Genomic DNA, 17,724 nt, shown 5'->3' with positions numbered 1-17,724 from the left:
CGTCAAACTCCCGTTCCCGTGCCCGCCTCCGCCATCTGCGGAGCCGTTGCCGCGTCGAAGGTTACCGCCAATTCGCCGTCGCGGACCCCGACGTGGATCACGGCGTCCTCGCGGAGGTCACCGGCGATGATCGCACGTCCGATCCGGGTCTCGACTTCGTGGGCGATGTATCGACGCAGCGGCCGCGCCCCGTACACCGGGTCGAAGCCGTGCTCGGCGATGAGTTTGCGGGCGTCGGAGGTCAAATCCAGGGTGATCCGGCGTTCGCCGAGCCGCTGGCGCAGGTCCTCGAACTGCAGGTCGACGATCTTCTCGATCTGCGGCAGCGTCAGCCGGTGGAACAGCACGATGTCGTCGACCCGGTTGAGGAACTCGGGCCGGAAGTGCCCGCGCAGCTCGGCCAGCACCTTCGCGCGGGCCTGCTCGGAGATGTCGGCATCGGACCCTTCGAGCAGGTACTCCGCGCCGATGTTGGAGGTCATGATGATGACGGTGTTGCGGAAGTCGACGGTGCGGCCCTGCGAGTCGGTGATCCGGCCGTCGTCGAGGACCTGCAGCAGCGTGTTGAACACGTCGGTGTGCGCCTTCTCGATCTCGTCGAACAGCACCACCGAGTACGGCTTGCGCCGCACCGCCTCGGTGAGCTGTCCGCCTTCCTCGTAGCCGACGTACCCGGGCGGCGCGCCGACCAGCCGGCTGACGGTGTGCCGTTCCTGGTACTCGCTCATGTCCAGGCGCACGATGTTGTCCTCGGAGTCGAACAGCGCCGCGGCGAGGGCCTTGGCCAGCTCGGTCTTGCCGACGCCGGTGGGGCCCAGGAAGATGAACGACCCGATCGGGCGGCGCGGGTCCTTGATACCGGACCGGGCGCGGATGATGGCGTCGGCGACGACCTGGACGGCCTCGTCCTGGCCGATGACCCGTTCGTGCAGGATCTCGTCGAGGCGCAGCAGTTTCTGGCGTTCGCCCTCCTGCAGCCGCGACACCGGGATGCCGGTCCACGCGGACACGATCTCGGCGATCTCGTCCTCGGTCACGGTCTCGCGCAGCAGGCCGGGCTGGCCCTGCTGCCGGTCGGCGAGCTTCTGCTCCTCGGCCTCAAGCCGTCGTTCGAGGTCGGCGATGCGCCCGTAGCGCAGCTCGGCGGCCCGGTTGAGGTCGTACGCACGCTCGGCCTCCTCGGCCTCGTGGCGCAGTCGCTCCAGCTCCTCGCGCAGGTCCTGGACCCGGCGGATGGCCTGGCGCTCGCTCTCCCACTGGGCGTGTTTGGCGTCGGCCTCGGCGCGCAGGTCGGCCAGTTCGCGCCGGAGCTGGTCGAGGCGGGCCAGCCCGGCCGGGTCGGTCTCCTTCGACAGCGCCGCTTCTTCGATCTCCAGTCGCATGACCCGGCGGGTGATCTCGTCCAGCTCCGCGGGCATCGAGTCGATCTCGGTGCGCAGCCGCGCGCACGCCTCGTCCACCAGGTCGATCGCCTTGTCCGGCAGGAACCGGTCGGTGATGTACCGGTGCGACAGCGTTGCCGCCGCCACCAGCGCCGAGTCCTGGATCTTCACGCCGTGGAACACCTCCAGGCGCTCGCGCAGCCCGCGCAGGATGGAGATGGTGTCCTCGACCGACGGCTCGTCCACCAGCACCTGCTGGAAGCGCCGGGCCAGCGCGGCGTCCTTCTCGATGTGCTTGCGGTACTCGTCGACGGTCGTCGCGCCGATCATGTGCAGCTCGCCGCGGGCCAGCATCGGCTTGAGCATGTTGCCCGCGTCCATCGCGCCCTCCGCGCCGCCGCCCGCCCCGACGACGGTGTGCAGCTCGTCGACGAACAGCAGGATGCGGCCCTCGGCCGCGCGGACCTCGTTGAGCACGGCCTTGAGCCGCTCCTCGAACTCGCCCCGGTACTTGGCCCCGGCGATCAGCGCCCCCATGTCCAGCGCGAACACGGTCTTGTCGCGCAGCCCCTCGGGCACGTCACCGCGCACGATGCGCTGCGCCAGGCCCTCCACGATCGCGGTCTTGCCGACACCCGGGTCGCCGATCAGCACCGGGTTGTTCTTGGTCTTGCGGGACAGGATCTGGATCACGCGGCGGATCTCGGCGTCGCGGCCGATGACCGGGTCGAGGCGGTTCGCTCGGGCGTCGGCGACCAGGTCCTGCCCGTACTTCTCCAGCGCCTCGTAGGTGACCTCGGGCATCGCCGAGGTGACCCGCTGGTTGCCGCGGATCTGGGTCAGCGCCGCCAGGAACGCCTCCCGGGTGACGCCGTTCTCCTTGAGCCGCCGCCCCGCGGCCGTAGCCGAGCCCTCGTCGGCAAGGGCCAGCAGCAGGTGCTCGGTGGACACGTACTCGTCCTTGAGCCGCTTGGCCTCCCGTTCGGCGGTGTCCAGCAGCCGCGACAGGCGCTGGGTGACGAACACCTGACCGGGCTGCGCGCCCGGCCCGCTGACCTTCGGCCGACGCTGCAGATCCTGCTCGACCTCGCCGCGCAGCCGGGCCGGGTCCGCCCCGGTCTGGGTGATCAGCCGCGGCACGATCCCGTCGGGCTGGTCCAGCAGCGCCAGCAGCAGGTGCTCGCCGTCGACCTCGGTCTGGCCCAGCCGCAGCGCGATCGTCTGCGCGTCATGCAGCGCCTCCTGCGACTTCTGCGTCAGCTTGTTCATGTCCACGGCGCTCGCTCCTTCGCAGTGCGGTCTGCAGCTCGTCGACGCGGTCGAGCAGGTCCATGACCAGGCCGATCGCGGTGTAGTTCAGGGACAGGTCGGCGTGCAGTCGCTGCACCCGCGCCACCCGGTGCAGCTCGGTGGGCCGGAACCACAGGCCGCCGACCGCGTCACGGTCGGCGTCGACCAGGCCCAGCGCGACGTACCGCTGCACCAGCACCGGGTGCAGGCCGGCCTGGCGGGCGAAGCGGTCCAGGCTGAGCCGGGTCGGGACGGCGAGCGCGTACACCTTCACCGGGAGCTCCTCGGGTCGAACGTGGACGCCTCGGCCAGCTGTTCGTACAGCTCGCGTTCGCGGTCGCTCAGGCTGCGCGGTACGACGATGCGCACCTCGGCGTACAGGTCGCCGTGCTCGCCGCGGTGGTGCGGCATGCCCTGCCCGCGCAGGCGCAGCCGCTTGCCGCTGGAGGTGCCCGGCGGCACCGTCACCTTGGTCTCCCCGCCCGGTGTCACCAGCGGCACGGTCGCGCCGAGCGCCGCCTCGGACGGGCTCACCGGCAGCGCCACGTGGATGTGGCGGCCGTCGACCCGGTAGCGGTGGTGCGGTTCCAGGCGCACCACCAGGTACAGGTCACCGGCCGGGGCGTTGCCGCGGCCCTGCCCGCCCTGCCCGGCCAGCCGGATGCGCTGGCCGTCGGTGACCCCGGCCGGGATGTTCACGTCGTAGCTGCGCGGGCCCTGTGCGCTGGACAGCGTGATGGTCCGCTTGCCGCCCTGGTAGGCGTCCTCGACCGACAGCGGCAGCTCGGCCTCCTGGTCCGCGCCCGGGATCGGGCCCGCGCCGCGCCCCGCCCGCCCGCCGCCGCGGAACATGCCGCCGAGCAGGTCCTCCAGGTCGACGTCGCCGCCCTCGTACGACCACGAGAACGGCTCGCCGCCGTCCCCGCCCCGGAACCCGCCGCCCGGGAAACCGCCTCGGCCCGCCCCGCGACCCCGGAAACCGCCCGCTCCCGCGCCGGCCATCTCCTCGTAGCCCTCGGGGACCTTGCGGAAGTCCTCGCCGAAGCGGTCGTAGCGGGCGCGCTGCTTCGGATCGTGCAGCACGTGGTACGCCTCGTTGATCTCCTTGAACTTCTCCTCGGCGTCCGGGCTCTTGTTGACGTCGGGGTGGTACTTGCGGGCCAGCTTGCGAAACGCCTGCTGGATCTCGTCCGCGGACGCGCCGCGGGCCACCCCGAGCACGTCGTAGAAGTCACGGGCCACGGCTCACCCCTGGGTGTTGCCGGCGACGACGACCGTGGCCGGGCGCAGCTGCTTGTCCACCTGGCCGTAGCCGGGCCGGATCACCTGCAGCACCGTGCCGTCGGGCTCGCCGGTGTTCGGGACGACACTGACCGCCTCGTGCCACACCGGGTCGAACGGCACCCCGGTGTCCTCACGGCGCGGGAAGCCGAGCGTGGACAGCGTGTTCACCGCCTGATCGCGGACCGCCCGGACGCCGTCGACGACCGCGGCCGGGTCGCTGTCGGCGTGCGCCAGGGCCAGGTCCAGGTTGTCGATGACGGGCAGGAACACCGCGGCCGTACGGACCCGTTCGGCCTCGCGTTCGGCGGCGAGCTGGCGCTCGTACCGCTTGCGCATGTTGTCGAGGTCGGCCAGCGCCCGCCGCAACCGGCCCTCCAGCTCCACCGCCGACGGCCCGCTCGGGGTCGGCGCCTCGACGTCCGGGGCCTCGGCCGACGGCTCCCCGGCGTGGCCATCGTGCACCGCGACCTCGTCGGATTCCATCGCGACCGGGCCCGGCGGGTCGAGGCCGTGCCGGGGCACGTGCTCGTGCACCGCCTCGCCCTCCGGTTCGGTGTCGGCCTGCCGGCCGGTGCCGCTGTGCGGGTGGTGTGCCATCGCGGCCCTCAGCTCGGCGAGAACTCGGCGTCGATGACGTCGTCGTCGCCCTGGCCCTGGCCGGTGCGCGCGCCCGCGGCCGGTCCGGCCGGTCCGCCCTGTCCGGCGTCGCCGGGCGGCGGTGCGCTGGGCCGGGCCATCAGACCCTGCGCGAGCTGCTGCAGGTCGCCGATCAGCGAACGCAGCCGGTCGATCGGCGCCTCCTCCTTGATGGCCTGGCGGGCGTCGCTGACGAGCAGCTCCGCGCGGGCCCTCTCGTGCGCGGGTGCGGACTCGCCCAGCTCGCCCAGCCGCTGCTCGACCTGGTACGTCAGCGATTCCAGCTCGTTTCGGGTGTCGATGAGCTGGCGGGTGCGGGTGTCCTCGTCGCGGTGGGCCTCGGCGTCGGCGACCATGCGCTCGACGTCGGACCGGTCGAGGTTGCCGCTGTCGGTGATGGTGATGGCCTGCTCGGCGTTGGTCTCCTTGTCCTTGGCGGAGACGTTGAGGATGCCGTTGGCGTCGACGTCGAAGGTGACGTCGATCTGCGGCACGTTGCGCGGCGCGGGCCGGATGTTCTCCAGCCGGAACTTGCCCAGCGTGCGGTTGTCGGCGGCCAGCTCGCGCTCGCCCTGCAGGACGTGGATGTCCACGGCGGGCTGGTTGTCCTCGGCCGTGGAGAACGTCTCGGAGCGCCGCGCGGGGATCGTGGTGTTGCGCTCGATCACCTTGGTCATCCGTCCGCCCAGGGTCTCCAGGCCCAGCGACAGCGGGATCACGTCAAGCAGCAGCACGTCGGGCCCCTCACCGGTGAGCACGCCCGCCTGGATCGCCGCGCCCATCGCCACGACCTCGTCGGGGTTGACGCTCATATTCGGGTCCTTGCCCCCGGTCAGTCGGCGTACGAGGGCCTGGACGGCCGGGATGCGGGTGGACCCGCCGACGAGGATGACCTCGTCGAGGTCGTTGGCGGTGACCTTCGCGTCGCCCATGGCCTGCTCGACCGGGCCCAGGCAGCGCTGCACCAGGTCCTTGGTCAGGTCCTCGAACTTCGACCGGGTGATCGTCGTGGTCAGGTGCTTCGGCCCGGACGCGTCGGCAGTGACGAACGGCAGGCTGACCTGCGTCTGGGTGACCGACGACAGCTCGACCTTGGCCTTCTCTGCGGCCTCGAACAGCCGTTGCAGGGCCTGCGGGTCGCTGCGCAGGTCGATGCCGTTCTCGTTCTTGAACTCGTCGGCCAGGTGGTCGACCAGCCGCCGGTCGAAGTCGTCGCCGCCGAGATGCGAGTCGCCGGCGGTGGCGCGAACCTCGACGACACCGTCGCCGACGTCGAGGATGCTCACGTCGAAGGTGCCGCCGCCCAGGTCGAACACCAAGACCGTCTCGTGGCCCTTCTTGTCCAGGCCGTACGCCAGCGCGGCCGCGGTCGGCTCGTTGATGATGCGCAGCACGTCGAGCCCGGCGATGCGCCCGGCGTCCTTGGTCGCGGTGCGCTGGGCGTCGTTGAAGTACGCGGGCACCGTGATGACGGCCTGGGTGACCTTCTCACCGAGGAACTTCGACGCGTCGTCGACGAGTTTGCGCAGCACCTGGGCACTGATCTCCTCGGGGGAGTACATCTTGCCCTTGACGTCGAAGCGCACGAGGCCGTCGGGGCCGGGCACGACGTCGAACGCGACCGCCTTGGCCTCCTGGCTGATCTCGTCGAAGTGCCGCCCGATGAACCGTTTCGCGGAGTAGATGGTGCCTTTCGGGTTCAGGATCGCCTGTCTGCGGGCCAGTTGCCCGACCAGGCGCTCACCCGCGTCGGTGAACGCGACCACCGACGGCGTCGTACGCGCGCCCTCCGCGTTCTGGATCACGGTCGGCTGGCCGCCCTCGAACACCGCGATCACCGAGTTCGTGGTTCCCAGGTCGATACCCACTGCCTTGGCCATGGCACAGCTCCACATCCGCTGTCTGCCGGCGCGTGCGCTCCTGCGCGGGACGTGGGCCGCCTACCTGCGGACACGCCGCGTGCACGCCCGGTATTTGTACATAAATCGGACTCACATAATCTAGCGGACCAAGGTGTACGAGGTTGGCGTTACCGCCCTACCAAGCCTGTCGAACGTATGTGCGAGGCAACTCGTGCACTTCTGTAAACTCGACGAGGTGCCACTTCCGCCGGCAGCTCATTCCGGCAGATGTTCCGACTCCCGCGTTGCCCAAGCGGCACTTAGCGCCGCTCGTCCCGTGATTGGCGAGGCGAGCAGCGCTAAGCTGAGTGTCGGCTGACTGGCAGGCCACCTATCTAAAGGTGTGCTGTGCCCAGAGCAGCATGGTGACTGCGATGACCACGGTCATCAGCAGCACGCAGAGGCGGACAGTCCGGTCGGTACTCGCCAAAGCATCCCGGACTGTCCGCACTACCTCTCGTGCGAGGTAGCCGAGCAATGAGCTGTTCATGTTCCACCTCCCTCCAGATACAAGAAGGACCCTTACCTGTGAGGTAAGGGTCCTTCTAACTAGTGCCCCGTCACGCGGCCTTGATGGTGTAACCCGGCTCGCGAATGCGTGAGCCGGGTGCGAAGTTGGTCTTGGGTTTGGCGCGATGGTTGCGCCATCGGATATAGGCGCCGATCGCGGCGTCCTGCTCGGCGTGCGACTGATGGTCGGTGCCGTTGAGAGCGAAGTAGCGCAGTGCCGCGAACTCGCACTCGATCCAGTTCAACCATGAGGCGTAGGTCGGCAGGAAGACCAGTTCGACCTGGTTGGCCGCGCACCACGCCTTCACGGTGGCGTGCTTGTGGGTGGAGAAGTTGTCGCAGATCAGGTAGAGCTTCTCGCCGGGCCATCGGGCGCGCAGCGCTTTGAGCAGGCCGAGGAACTCGCGGGCGCGTTTGCGGTTCTTGATCCGGTAGAACATCTTCCCGCTGGCCAGGTCGAGGGCGGCCAGCATGTGCCGTACTCCTTCGGTGCGGGTGTAGGTCGCGCGCAGCCGGCGGGTCCGGCAGGCCGGCCGCCAGACCTTCCCGGCCCGCGGCTGGAGGTTGAGCGGCCCGAACTCGTCGACGCAGACCACCCGCCCGTCGGCGGGCGGCCGGTCGTAGAGGTCGAGGATGCGGCGGAGTTTGGCCTGGAAGTCGGGGTCGTTGGACGACTTCCAGGTCTTGGTGGCCTGCCAGGACACCCCGCCCTCGTGCAGGATCCGCCGCAGCGTTTCACGGCTGACCTGCCCGACCAGGCCGGTGTCGATCACATGCTGGCGCAGCTTGGACAGCGACCAGGTGGAGAACGGCAGTTTGAGGAACCGGGGGTCGCACCAGGCGATCGTGACGATCTTCGCGCGGACGACGTCACTGATCTTCTTCGGTGGGCCCCCAGCCCATTTTGGGTCGAGCGCGTCGAACCCCCGCTCGTTGAACGCGTGGATCACGCCGCGGACGTAGTCCGCGCTGACCCGCATCAGGTGGGCGATGTCGGCCGCGGGCTGGCCCTGGGCCGACATCAGCACCACGATCGACCGGCGCAGCTTGACCGGGTCCTTGGCGGTGCGGCCGATCCGCTGCAGCCGTTGTCCCTCGGCCATCGTGATCGGGCGTACGAACACTTCCGGCGGACGAGCCATAGCCACCTCTGCAACCTGAGAAACAGTCGCAGCAAAGCCTGCCGCACCGATCGCCAGAATCAGTGGATTACACGGCCAACCCCGTGGGACGAGCCACTAGCTGCGATAAAGGTATCAAGCGGCCGCGCAAGCACGGCAGGCTCATCTTCGGTCGGGATGAAGGACGGCAGGGAGTCTTCCCAGCTTGCGCGCCCCAGAACCCCGTTGACGAGTCGAGCAAGTCACCCTTCCGAGTGACAGCTCTGCGGATATTGCGACGCACTGCGTCGGTTGCTCGGTAAGCGGGATAACCGAGCAGACTAGCTGTCGATGTCGCGGGCTCCGGCGGCGCGCAGCAGCCACTCCAGTGAACCCGAAGCGAATGGATGGCCCTCGACCTGGACGTCGACCCAGCCTCCGGCAGGCCCGACTAGTCCGGCGTCCCACCATTGCCAGCCCCGCGACTCGCCATTCCCGTCGGGGTCGAACCAGTGCAGCCAACCGGACAGCTCCCACGCGTCGGTGACCGCGTGCTCGCGCTGTTCGTCCGCCGTCATCGCGCCCCGCCGGGCCGCGTCCTCGTGCGCGGCTGCCGCATCCCGCTCCGGGGCGCACGCGGCCACAAAGCGGTCAGGCAGCCGGTCGCGCCACTGCGCGAGGTCCGGCCAGACCGGGCCGGCGTCCAGGACGGTCGCGAGCACGTCACGGGCCAGCGCGATCACCGAACGGGGGTCGCCGGCGGTGAAGGTGAACCGCTGCAGGAACTCCTTGCTCACCTCGCCGGGCAGCGGGCCCTCCAGCACCCGGCGCAGTTCCGCCTGCGGATCCATCCGTGCCGCCCCTCCATCGCTCGCGGCTCGACCCTAGTCGAGGCGGGCGTCGGATTCCCGATCGGACGACGTCGCCGCGCGCGGCGGGCCTGGCCCCCGTTGACCGCCCGGTGCTGGTTACCATTCCGGCGTGCGTGACATCGCGGTGTTCAGCGGTAGTGCCCATCCCGAACTCGCGGCAGAGATCTGCGCCCACCTCGGGGTGCCCTTGCATCCGGTGCGGGTGTCGCGGTTCGCCAACGACTGCCTCGAGGTCCAGCTCGGCGCGAACTGCCGCGACCGGGACGTCTACCTGGTGCAGCCGCTGGTGCCGCCGGTGCAGGAGCACCTGGTCGAGCTGCTGCTGATGCTCGACGCGGCCCGGGGCGCGTCGGCCGGGCGGATCACCGTGGTGATGCCGCACTACGCGTACGCCCGCTCGGACAAGAAGGACGCCCCGCGCATCTCCATCGGCGGGCGGCTGGTCGCCGACCTGCTGCGCACCGCGGGCGCGGACCGGGTGCTGGCGATGACGCTGCACTCGCCGCAGATGCACGGCTTCTTCAGCATGCCGGTCGACCACCTGCACGCGCTGCGCGAGCTGGCGACCTACTTCCAGCAGTACGACCTGGCCGACACCGTCGTCGTCTCACCCGACCTCGGCAACGCCAAGGAGGCCGCGGCGTTCGCCCGGCTGCTCGGCACGCCCGTGGCGGCGGGCGCGAAGCAGCGCTTCAGCGACGACCGGGTGCAGATCAGCGCGGTCATCGGCGACGTGGCCGACAAGCACGTCATCGTCCTCGACGACGAGATCGCCAAGGGCAGCACCGTGATCGAGCTGATGGAGCACCTGCGCGGCCTCAACGTGCGCTCGATCCGGCTGGCCTGCACCCACGGCCTGTTCACCGACAACGCCCTCAAGCGCCTCAGCGAGCAGGACGGCGTCCTGGAGATCGTCTGCACCAACACCGTGCCGATCGCGGCCGACAAGCGCGTGCCGAAACTCAAGGTGCTCTCGGTCGCCCCGGCGCTGGCCGAGGCGGTGCGCCGCATCCACAACGGCGAGTCGGTCAGCGCCCTGTTCGCCTGACCTCGCCGGCACCCGGCCGGCTCAGGCGGGCCAGCCCGGCACGTGCGGCAGGGCCAGTTCGGCGAGCCGGACCAGGGTGGCCTGGCCGGCGGCGGGCTGGTCGGTGGTGATGACTTCGATGGTGGCGTGCCCGCCGGTGTCCTCCCTGCGCCAGGCCACGGCCAGCGTCGCGACATGGAGCCGGGATCGGCTGACCTCGAAGTACGCCGGGCGGCCGAGCACCGTCAGCGGCACCGCGTCCGGACTGATCGCCAGCATTCCCGCGATCCTGAGGGTGGGGCCGGTCTCGATCCGGAGCACGGCATGCTCCAAGGTCACGTGGCACAGCAGGTAGTCCGGTTCGCTGCCGTACGACGTGCCGGTGCCCCGCGCGTGCGGCGGGTCCTCCAGGACCGACAGCACCTCCGGCCGGTCGATGGCGGGGCACAGCTCCCGCCGGACACGCAGATGCCCGGGATCGCTCGGCTCGGCGAACGACGGACGGGCGGTCACCGAGGCCGACGGCACCTGCCGCCCGGGCCAGGTCTGGTAGACGCCGTACGCGACCAGGATGCTGGTGACCAGCACCCCGACCATGCCGAAGATCCGTTGTGCGCGCATGGGCACGGATCGTACGAGCACAGCGCCTGCCGCGCAGCCCGCTTCGCTCAGACCGGCAGCGACAGCACGTGCTGGAGCAGGGCGACCAGCACCGCACGGGACGAGGTGCGGTCGCGGGCGTCGCACAGCAGCACGGGCGTTCCCGGGTCGAGGTTCAGCGCCAGCTGCACGTCCGCCGGGGTGAAGCGATCGCCGCCGTCGAAACAGTTCACCGCCACCACGAACGGCGTCTCCCGCTCCTCGAAGTAGTCGATGCAGGCGAAGCTCTCCTTCAGCCGGCGGGTGTCGGCCAGCACCACCGCGCCGATCGCGCCGGCGGCCAGCTCGTCCCACAGGAACGAGAACCGGTCCTGCCCCGGCGTGCCGAACAGGTACAGCACCAGGTCGCGGCTGATCGTGATGCGCCCGAAGTCCATCGCCACGGTGGTGTGGGTCTTCGCCTCCACCCCGGACAGGTCGTCGACGCCGATCCCGGCGTCGGTGAGCATCTCCTCGGTGCGCAGCGGCCGGATCTCGCTGACCGCGCCGACCATCGTGGTCTTGCCGACCCCGAAGTGCCCCGCGATCAGGATCTTGACCGCGGTCGGCAGCACGACCGGCACCGCGTCAGAGCGTACTGAGTCCATGGATGACCGCCTCGATCACAGGTCGGCTCGCCACACCGCGGGCCGGGGTAGGGGAACGGGTGACGATGAGCCGCTGCGCCAGCAGGTCGCCGAGCAGCACCATGACCGTGCCGGCGGGCAGGTCCAGCTCGGCGGCGAGTTCGGCGACGGACACGGGCTCCTGGCTGTGCCGGATGATCTGCGCGGACTCCGGGTGCAGACCGTCGTCGCGTTCGGGCGGCCGGGTGGCCAGCACGATCGAGATGAGGTCGAACGCGCCGCGCACCGGGGTGGTCCGGCCGGACGTCATCGCGTACGGCCGGACCACGGGCACGGCGTCGGGCCACTGCTCCTGTGGCGCCTCCATCAGGTCACCCCTGCGCCGCGGCGGGCTGGCGCACGGGCGTGGTGATGTACTGGCCCACCCGGACCACCAGCATCTCCATCTCGTACGCGGCCACACCCACGTCGATGTCGCTGCCGCACACCACGGCCAGGCACGCGCCGTTGCCCGCCGACGTGACGAACAGGTACCCCGTCCCGAATTCGATCATGGTGCGGCGCACCACGCTGTCGCCGAAGTGCCGCCCCGCGCCTCGCGCGAGGCTGCTCAGCCCGGCCGCGGCCGCCGCCAGGTGCTCGGCGTCGGCCTTGGCCAGCCCCGCCGAGGTGGCGATGAGCAGCCCGTCCGTGGACAGGATGATGGCGTACCTGGCCTCGACGACCCGGTGGACGAGGTCGTCCACGAGCCAGGCGAGGTCGACGGTCGCTGCGGTCTTCTCCGTCACGATGGGAGTCCTTCCGGATGTGCTGCGGTCGGGGACGGTCCGGTCAGTTCGGCTTGCTCGCGCCCCTGCCGCGCCCCGTCGGCGTACGCCGCCAGGAACCGGCCGACCTCCCGCGGCTCGCGGCCGTTCGGGTAGGCGGGGCCGTCGTTGCGGGCCTGCTCGGCCTCGGCCAGGTCACGCGGGCGCGGCACGACCCGCTTGGGCCGTTTCTCCCGCCAGGGCAACCCGGCGGGGGTCAGTTTGTCCTCGCCGGCGGTCTGCGCTCCGCCCGTCGCGGGACGGGTCCCGGCGGCTGGCCCGGCCGCGCGGCGGCCGTTCGGGTTGAGCGCGGCCGCGGCCGCGACGGTGGCCAGCAGCCGCTCGCGGGGCCGGTCGCCGACCTCGGGCGCGGTCCGGGCGATCAGCTCGGCCGGGATCACCACGGCGGCGGTGATCCCGTCGTGGGCCGAGCGACGCAACTGCACCGCGACCTGGTGCCGCCGTGCCAGCCGGCCGACGACGTAGAAACCCAGCCGCGCCGCCCCGGCCAGCTGGAACTCCGGCGGATCGGCCAGCTGCCGGTTCGCGTCCTGCAGGTCCAGGTCGGTCATGCCCAGGCCGCGGTCGCTGATCTCCACCAGGTATCCGCCGGGCACGGCCCGGCCGATCACGTCGACGTCTGTGCTCGGCGGGGAGAACGTCACCGCGTTCTCCATCAGCTCCGCCAGCAGGTGGATGACGTCACCCGCGGCGTGACCCGCGAGCGCGGCCGGCTCCGCGGCTCGCAGCCGCACCCGCGGGTAGTCCTCGACCTCGGCCAGCGCGCCGCGTAGCACGTCCACCATGGGCACCGCCGTGCGGTAGGTGCGGCTGGCCGGCACACCGGACAGCACCACCAGGTTCTCCGCGTTGCGCCGCATCCGGGTGGCCAGATGGTCGATCTGGAACAGCTTGGCCAGTTCCTCGTCCGTGGCGGCCTGCCGTTCCATGAGGTCGATCAGCTTCAGCTGGCGGTGCACCAGCGTCTGGATGCGGTGCGCCAGGCTCAGGAACACGTCGCGTACGCCGCGGCGCAGCTCGGCCTGGTCGACGGTGGCCTGGATCGCGGTCTGCTGCACCACGTCGAACGCCCGGCCCACCTGCCCGATGTCGTCGTCGCCGAAGGCCAGCGGCGGCGCGGCCCTGCCCACGTCGACGTCCTCGCCGACCCGCAGTCGCTCCACCACCCGTGGCAGCCGCACGTGCGCCAGATCCAGCGCCGCCGCGCGCAGCTGCGCCAGCTGTGCCTGCAAAGAGCGCAGCGACCTGATCGTGAACCGGATCGACAGCACCACGGCGATGAGCCCGAGCCCGGCGGCCAGCACCAGCTGCACGATGATGCCGACCGCCGCCGGGCGGAACCGGACCACCGTCGCGTCGGCCAGGTCGAGCACCAGCGTGCGCACCGCGTCGATCGCGCCGGTGACCGCGGCCCGCCACGCCGTCGCGTCGGCCAGCGGAGCCGCGCCCGGTGGGGCCCGCATCACCTCGTTCTCCAGCGTCTGCAGCGCCAGCATCGCGGGACTGTTCAGCAGCCGCGTGTACTGCCCCTTGTCCGGCTGCGGCAGCCGCTCGGCGACCTGCGTCGACAGGTACTTCTGCGCCCCGACCAGCTCCGTGAACGCCGCCCGGTCCGCCTCGGTGAAGCGGTTCTCGCCGATGACGCCGGACAGCACCGCGTCCTCCCGAGAGATCATCTCCTGGGAGTGGGTCAGCAGCACCAGCGTCGAGGTGTGGAAGATGACCTCCGAGTCGTCCCAGGCCGTGTACGTGCCGTACACGTCGAAGCCGAGCTGCGCCAGGCCGGTGAAGTAGGCGCTGGCCCGCACCCGGTCCAGACCGCCCCGGTCCAGCTCGTCGCGCCGCTCGGGCAGGCCTTCGAGCGCGGCGAGCAGGTCCGCCAGCCGCGCGTCGCTGGCCTCGCTGGTCGACCACTGCGCGATCGTGCCCTCCAACGCGGTGCGCAGCCGGCGCTCGGCCTGGTCGGTGCCGATCCGCGCGGCGGCCAGCGCGTCGCGGTCACCGGCGGTGCCCGACGCGGCGAACGTGACCGACTCGCGGCGCTCTTCCTGGATCGCCGCGATGAGCGCCTCGGTCGGCTTGGCGACCTGCTGCTCCAGCGCGGCCAGCCAGACCAGGCTGAGCCCCTGACCCACGGTGACGTACGCCGCGAACGCCCACAGCGCCACCAGCGACGCGAGAACGGCGAAGATCTTGTTGCGCAGGCCTGGGTTGCGGGGTGGTCGGGGGTCGGATTCGTTCATGGCACCCGCTCGGGAGAGGACGCTGTGGGGGTGGCGGTGGTGCTCGCGTCCCGCGGTGAACGGGGCGCGACGGGGTGTTCACGTGAAGTCGCGACCCGTTGTAGCAACGCCGTTTCCGCCCTGATCGCACACCGCGTGCGACGGTCCCGAACCCCGGCCGTGCGGCCGATTCACTCTCGCCCGATCCGGGGGCGCACACGGCCGGACGGCCGCCCCGTGTCACGGGACGACCGTCCGGATCAGACTGTCACCAGCCGGTTCTACCGGCTCCGTACGGGTAGAGCGGGTTGCCGTACGTCGTCGGCACCGTCTGCCCCGCGTCGATCCGGGCCCGGATCTCGTTGCGCTGGGCCGTCGTCGCGCCCAGGTCGTACGGCAGGTCCCACGCCTCGGTGGCGTCGGCGAGCACGTCGCTGCCACCGGGCCGCAGCACGTCGGTCAACGCCCGGGGCAGCTGCCACGGCAGTTTCCCGCTCGGCGCGTAGTCGCCGAACAGCAGCGACGCCAGCGCCGGGCCCATCTCCTCGCCGCCGCGGTAGGTGACCACCGTCGCCCCGGCCAGCCCGTCCCACTCGGTGATGACGTAGGGCCTCGGCATCACCAGCACGACCACGACCGGGATGTTCTGGTTGCGGAAGTTCTGGATGACCGCGAGCTGGTCGGCGGGCAGGTACGGCTGCTCCTTCACCCAGTTCGTGCCGTGGGTGTAGGAGCCCTCGCCGACGGCGACGACCGCCACCTTCGGCGCGGGACCGGTGTCCTGGTACACGTTCACCCCGGCCGTCGCGGCCCTGGCCCGGATCGCGTCGATGATGTTCTTCGACCCGTACTCCTGGTGGAAGTAGCTGGTCCAGATGCAGCAGGCGAGCGCGTCGGTGGCCCGAGGACCGGCGACCACGATGTTGTCGCCCGCGTTGAGCCGCAGCGGCAGCACACCGTTGTTCTTCAGCAGCGTCATCGCCTCCCGCGAGGCCTGGTTGGCCAGCGCGGTGTAGGACGGCTGGTGCATCCGGTACGGCCCGTTGACCGGGTCTCCGTACGGCGCCTCGAACACGCCGAGCTGGAACTTCAGCCGCAGGATGCGCCGCACCGCGTCGTCGATGCGCGCCGCCGGGACCCCGGCCGTGAACGTGGCGATGGAGTAGCCCGGAGCCCCCGGGTCGGCCCCGCCCATCACGTCCGAACCGGCCTTGGCCGCGCCGACCCAGGAGCCCGAGGGCAGCCAGTCGGTCGTGATCAGACCGGTGAAGCCGAGGTTGTTGCGCAGGTACGCCAGGATCGGCGCGCTGTCACCGGCTCCCGGGCCGCCCGGGTCGAGCAGCGAGCTGCCCGCGTACCCCGGCATGATGTTGACCGCGCCGGCCTCCATCGCCGCCCGGAACGGGATCATGTGGTACTTGATCGTGACCGCGTCGTACACGATCAGCGCCTCGCCGCCCGCGCCCTCGCCCGGCCAGTGCTTGACGGTGGCCAGCACCGACGCCGGGTTCAGCTCCGGGCCGCCCTGCAGCCCGGCCACCAGGGCCCGCACCTGCGCGGCGGCGACGTCGGCGTTCTCGCCGTTGCCCTCCTGGATGCGCGGGTAGAGCACCTTCGTGCCGACCTCGGCCAGCGGCCCGAGCACGCCCCGGGTGCCGACCTCCAGCTGCTCGCGCCGCTGCATGTCGCCGAGCTGGTACGCCAGCGGGTAGTTCCTGGTCGCGGCCAGCGCGCTCTGCGTCGGGTAGGTGGTCTTGTAGCCGTGGATGGTGTCACCGGCCGACACGAACGGGATGCCCAGCCGGGTCGCCGCCGACGAGGTCAGGAAGTTGTGCAGGTCCGGCCCTTCCGCCGGGCCGAAGTGCCAGCCCGACCTGTTGAAGGTCTGGGCGTTGTAGAACATCTGGTACGCCTTCTCCTCCAGCGTCATGCGCCCGAGGAGGTCGTTGACCCGCGTCTCGACCGGCTGCCGCCAGTCCTCGTACGGCTCGATCGTGCCGTTCTTGTTCAGGTCGCGACTGCCGTTGAGCACGTTGACACCGTCGGCGACGTTCTCCAGCACCGGCAGGTACACGCTGAACCGGCGGATGTTGGAGACCTGGACCGTGCCGCCGGAGCTGTTCACGGCCACGACATACCACTTGTAGGTCCACCGGTCCGGCAGGTCCCAGGTGGGCGTGTAGGTGGTGCCGGTGGGTTCGGCGACCTTGGTGTACAGGTCGATGAGGTTGCCGGGCTGGGTGAAGTCGTAGTCGGTGCGGCTGATGTTGATCCAGACCTGGTAGCGGGCCGCGCCGCCGACAGCGTTCCAGCTCAGCGCCGGACGGCGGGTGGTGGTGACCATCGCCGCGTCGGCGGGGCCGGTCAGTGCGAACTGGCCGGTGGTCGCCGGCGGACGGGTCGGGCCGGACAGCAGCGGCGGAGTGGTGGCCGACGTGTTCAGGGTGCCGAACACCTGCAGCTCCCACAGCGAGTAGCCGTAGCCGGTGGCCCGTGCGGTGCCGTAGAGGCGCAGGTAGCGGCCGCTGCCGCTGATGTTCAGGGTCTCGGTGCCGCCGTTGCCGGTGGTGGTCGAGTGGATCGTGGTCCAGGTGGCCGCGTCGTTGGACGTCTCCATCCGGTAGCCGCGGGCGAACGCCGACTCCCAGTGGAGCACGACCCGCGAGATCGTCGCCGTGCCGCCGAAGTCGATCCGGATCCACTGCGGGTCGCTGAACTGGCTGGACCAGCGGGTGGTGGTGCGGCCGTCGAGCGCGGCGGCGGGGGCGTTGCCGCCCTCGTACGACGACGCCTCGACCTTCTTGAACTCCGAGATCGGGGCGCCGCCCGGGTTGGGCGGGGGACTGGGGCTGGTGCTCGGGCTCGGGCTGGGCTGGCCGCCGATGGTGCCGAACACCTGGAACTCCCACAGCGAGTAGCCGTAGCCGTTGGCGCGGACCGTGCCGTACACGCGCACGTAGCGGCCGGTGCCGGTGACCGCGAGCGTCTGCGTGCCGCCGGTGCCGGTGGTGGTCGAGTAGATGTTCGTCCAGGTGCTGCCGTCGGGCGACACCTGGATCTGGAAGGTGGTCGCGTACGCCGCCTCCCAGGCGAGCCGCACCTGGTCGATCGCGGCGGTCGCGCCCAGGTCGACGCGGATCCACTGCGGGTCGCTGAACTGGCTGGACCAGCGGGTGCCGGGATCGCCGTCGACGGCCGCGGCGGCGGGCGTGCCCGCGCCCTCGACCGAGGAAGCGAGCACCGGTTTGCCTTGGGAGATCAGCGGACCGGCGGCCTGGGCGGGCACGCCGGTCAGGGACTGTGCGAGCAGTGCGAGCGCGACGGCGACGGCCGCCGCCAGGCCCGCGCGGCTGCGCCACGGCAGCCGGAGGGTGGGTCTGAGCGACATGGGCTGCTCCTGATGGAGACGGGACGGGACAGGCCCTGCCGGGTGTGGGGGACGGCCAC

The 17,724-nt window shown here is 71.1% G+C and carries 14 protein-coding genes; 1 reads left to right on the top strand and 13 read right to left on the bottom strand.

The features are described from left to right. Window positions 1–2: 2 nt before the first annotated feature. The 7 genes from clpB to AB0B66_RS30915 form a co-directional block, all read right to left on the bottom strand. On the bottom strand, window positions 3–2,657 hold the full coding sequence (clpB, locus tag AB0B66_RS30945) for an ATP-dependent chaperone ClpB (protein ID WP_360536599.1): 2,655 nt from the start codon (window positions 2,655–2,657) through the stop codon (window positions 3–5). Then, on the bottom strand, window positions 2,611–2,946 hold the full coding sequence (locus tag AB0B66_RS30940) for a chaperone modulator CbpM (protein ID WP_360536597.1): 336 nt from the start codon (window positions 2,944–2,946) through the stop codon (window positions 2,611–2,613). The genes clpB and AB0B66_RS30940 overlap by 47 nt, the downstream gene beginning before the upstream one ends. Beyond that, window positions 2,943–3,914 (bottom strand): J domain-containing protein, encoded by a 972-nt coding sequence (locus AB0B66_RS30935; RefSeq protein WP_360536595.1) that lies wholly within the window; start codon window positions 3,912–3,914, stop codon window positions 2,943–2,945. Before AB0B66_RS30935 ends, AB0B66_RS30940 begins: the two co-directional genes overlap by 4 nt. Before the next feature lie 3 nt (window positions 3,915–3,917). Beyond that, window positions 3,918–4,553 carry a nucleotide exchange factor GrpE gene (locus AB0B66_RS30930; RefSeq protein ID WP_360536593.1) on the bottom strand — a complete coding sequence of 212 codons (636 nt, stop codon included), beginning with the start codon at window positions 4,551–4,553 and terminating at the stop codon, window positions 3,918–3,920. 8 nt (window positions 4,554–4,561) lie between these two features. Then, window positions 4,562–6,472: a molecular chaperone DnaK gene (dnaK, locus tag AB0B66_RS30925; protein ID WP_360536591.1), complete on the bottom strand. Its 1,911-nt coding sequence runs from the start codon at window positions 6,470–6,472 to the stop codon at window positions 4,562–4,564. A gap of 581 nt (window positions 6,473–7,053) precedes the next feature. Further along, the gene (locus AB0B66_RS30920) at window positions 7,054–8,145 is read right to left on the bottom strand and encodes an IS630 family transposase (RefSeq protein WP_360536700.1); all 1,092 of its coding nucleotides are present in this window, start codon (window positions 8,143–8,145) and stop codon (window positions 7,054–7,056) included. Window positions 8,146–8,444: 299 nt separating this feature from the next. Further along, window positions 8,445–8,954 carry a hypothetical protein gene (locus AB0B66_RS30915; protein ID WP_360536589.1) on the bottom strand — a complete coding sequence of 170 codons (510 nt, stop codon included), beginning with the start codon at window positions 8,952–8,954 and terminating at the stop codon, window positions 8,445–8,447. Window positions 8,955–9,084: 130 nt separating this feature from the next. Here AB0B66_RS30915 and AB0B66_RS30910 point away from each other — a divergent pair, with 130 nt between their 5' ends. Next, window positions 9,085–10,023: a ribose-phosphate pyrophosphokinase gene (locus AB0B66_RS30910; protein ID WP_360536587.1), complete on the top strand. Its 939-nt coding sequence runs from the start codon at window positions 9,085–9,087 to the stop codon at window positions 10,021–10,023. Between the two features lie 21 nt (window positions 10,024–10,044). Here the strand turns inward: AB0B66_RS30910 and AB0B66_RS30905 are convergent, their stop codons facing one another. The 6 genes from AB0B66_RS30905 to AB0B66_RS30880 form a co-directional block, all read right to left on the bottom strand. Beyond that, on the bottom strand, window positions 10,045–10,623 hold the full coding sequence (locus AB0B66_RS30905; protein ID WP_360536585.1) for a hypothetical protein: 579 nt from the start codon (window positions 10,621–10,623) through the stop codon (window positions 10,045–10,047). 47 nt (window positions 10,624–10,670) lie between these two features. Further along, entirely contained in the window at window positions 10,671–11,249 is a 579-nt protein-coding gene (locus AB0B66_RS30900; protein WP_360536583.1) for an ATP/GTP-binding protein, read from the bottom strand. Beyond that, window positions 11,230–11,595, bottom strand: a complete 366-nt coding sequence (locus AB0B66_RS30895) for a DUF742 domain-containing protein (RefSeq protein WP_203693153.1) — start codon at window positions 11,593–11,595, stop codon at window positions 11,230–11,232. The genes AB0B66_RS30900 and AB0B66_RS30895 overlap by 20 nt, the downstream gene beginning before the upstream one ends. A gap of 4 nt (window positions 11,596–11,599) precedes the next feature. Further along, entirely contained in the window at window positions 11,600–12,016 is a 417-nt protein-coding gene (locus AB0B66_RS30890) for a roadblock/LC7 domain-containing protein (protein WP_360536581.1), read from the bottom strand. After that, window positions 12,013–14,298 (bottom strand): ATP-binding protein, encoded by a 2,286-nt coding sequence (locus AB0B66_RS30885; RefSeq protein ID WP_360536579.1) that lies wholly within the window; start codon window positions 14,296–14,298, stop codon window positions 12,013–12,015. Before AB0B66_RS30885 ends, AB0B66_RS30890 begins: the two co-directional genes overlap by 4 nt. A 247-nt stretch (window positions 14,299–14,545) precedes the next feature. Continuing rightward, window positions 14,546–17,665: a discoidin domain-containing protein gene (locus tag AB0B66_RS30880; protein ID WP_360536577.1), complete on the bottom strand. Its 3,120-nt coding sequence runs from the start codon at window positions 17,663–17,665 to the stop codon at window positions 14,546–14,548. Window positions 17,666–17,724 lie beyond the last annotated feature (59 nt).

This window comes from Catellatospora sp. NPDC049111, assembly GCF_040648615.1.
Taxonomy (GTDB): Bacteria; Actinomycetota; Actinomycetes; order Mycobacteriales; family Micromonosporaceae; genus Catellatospora; species Catellatospora aurea.
Note: the sequence above shows the minus strand (reverse complement) of the source record. Positions and strands in the feature narration are given on the sequence as shown.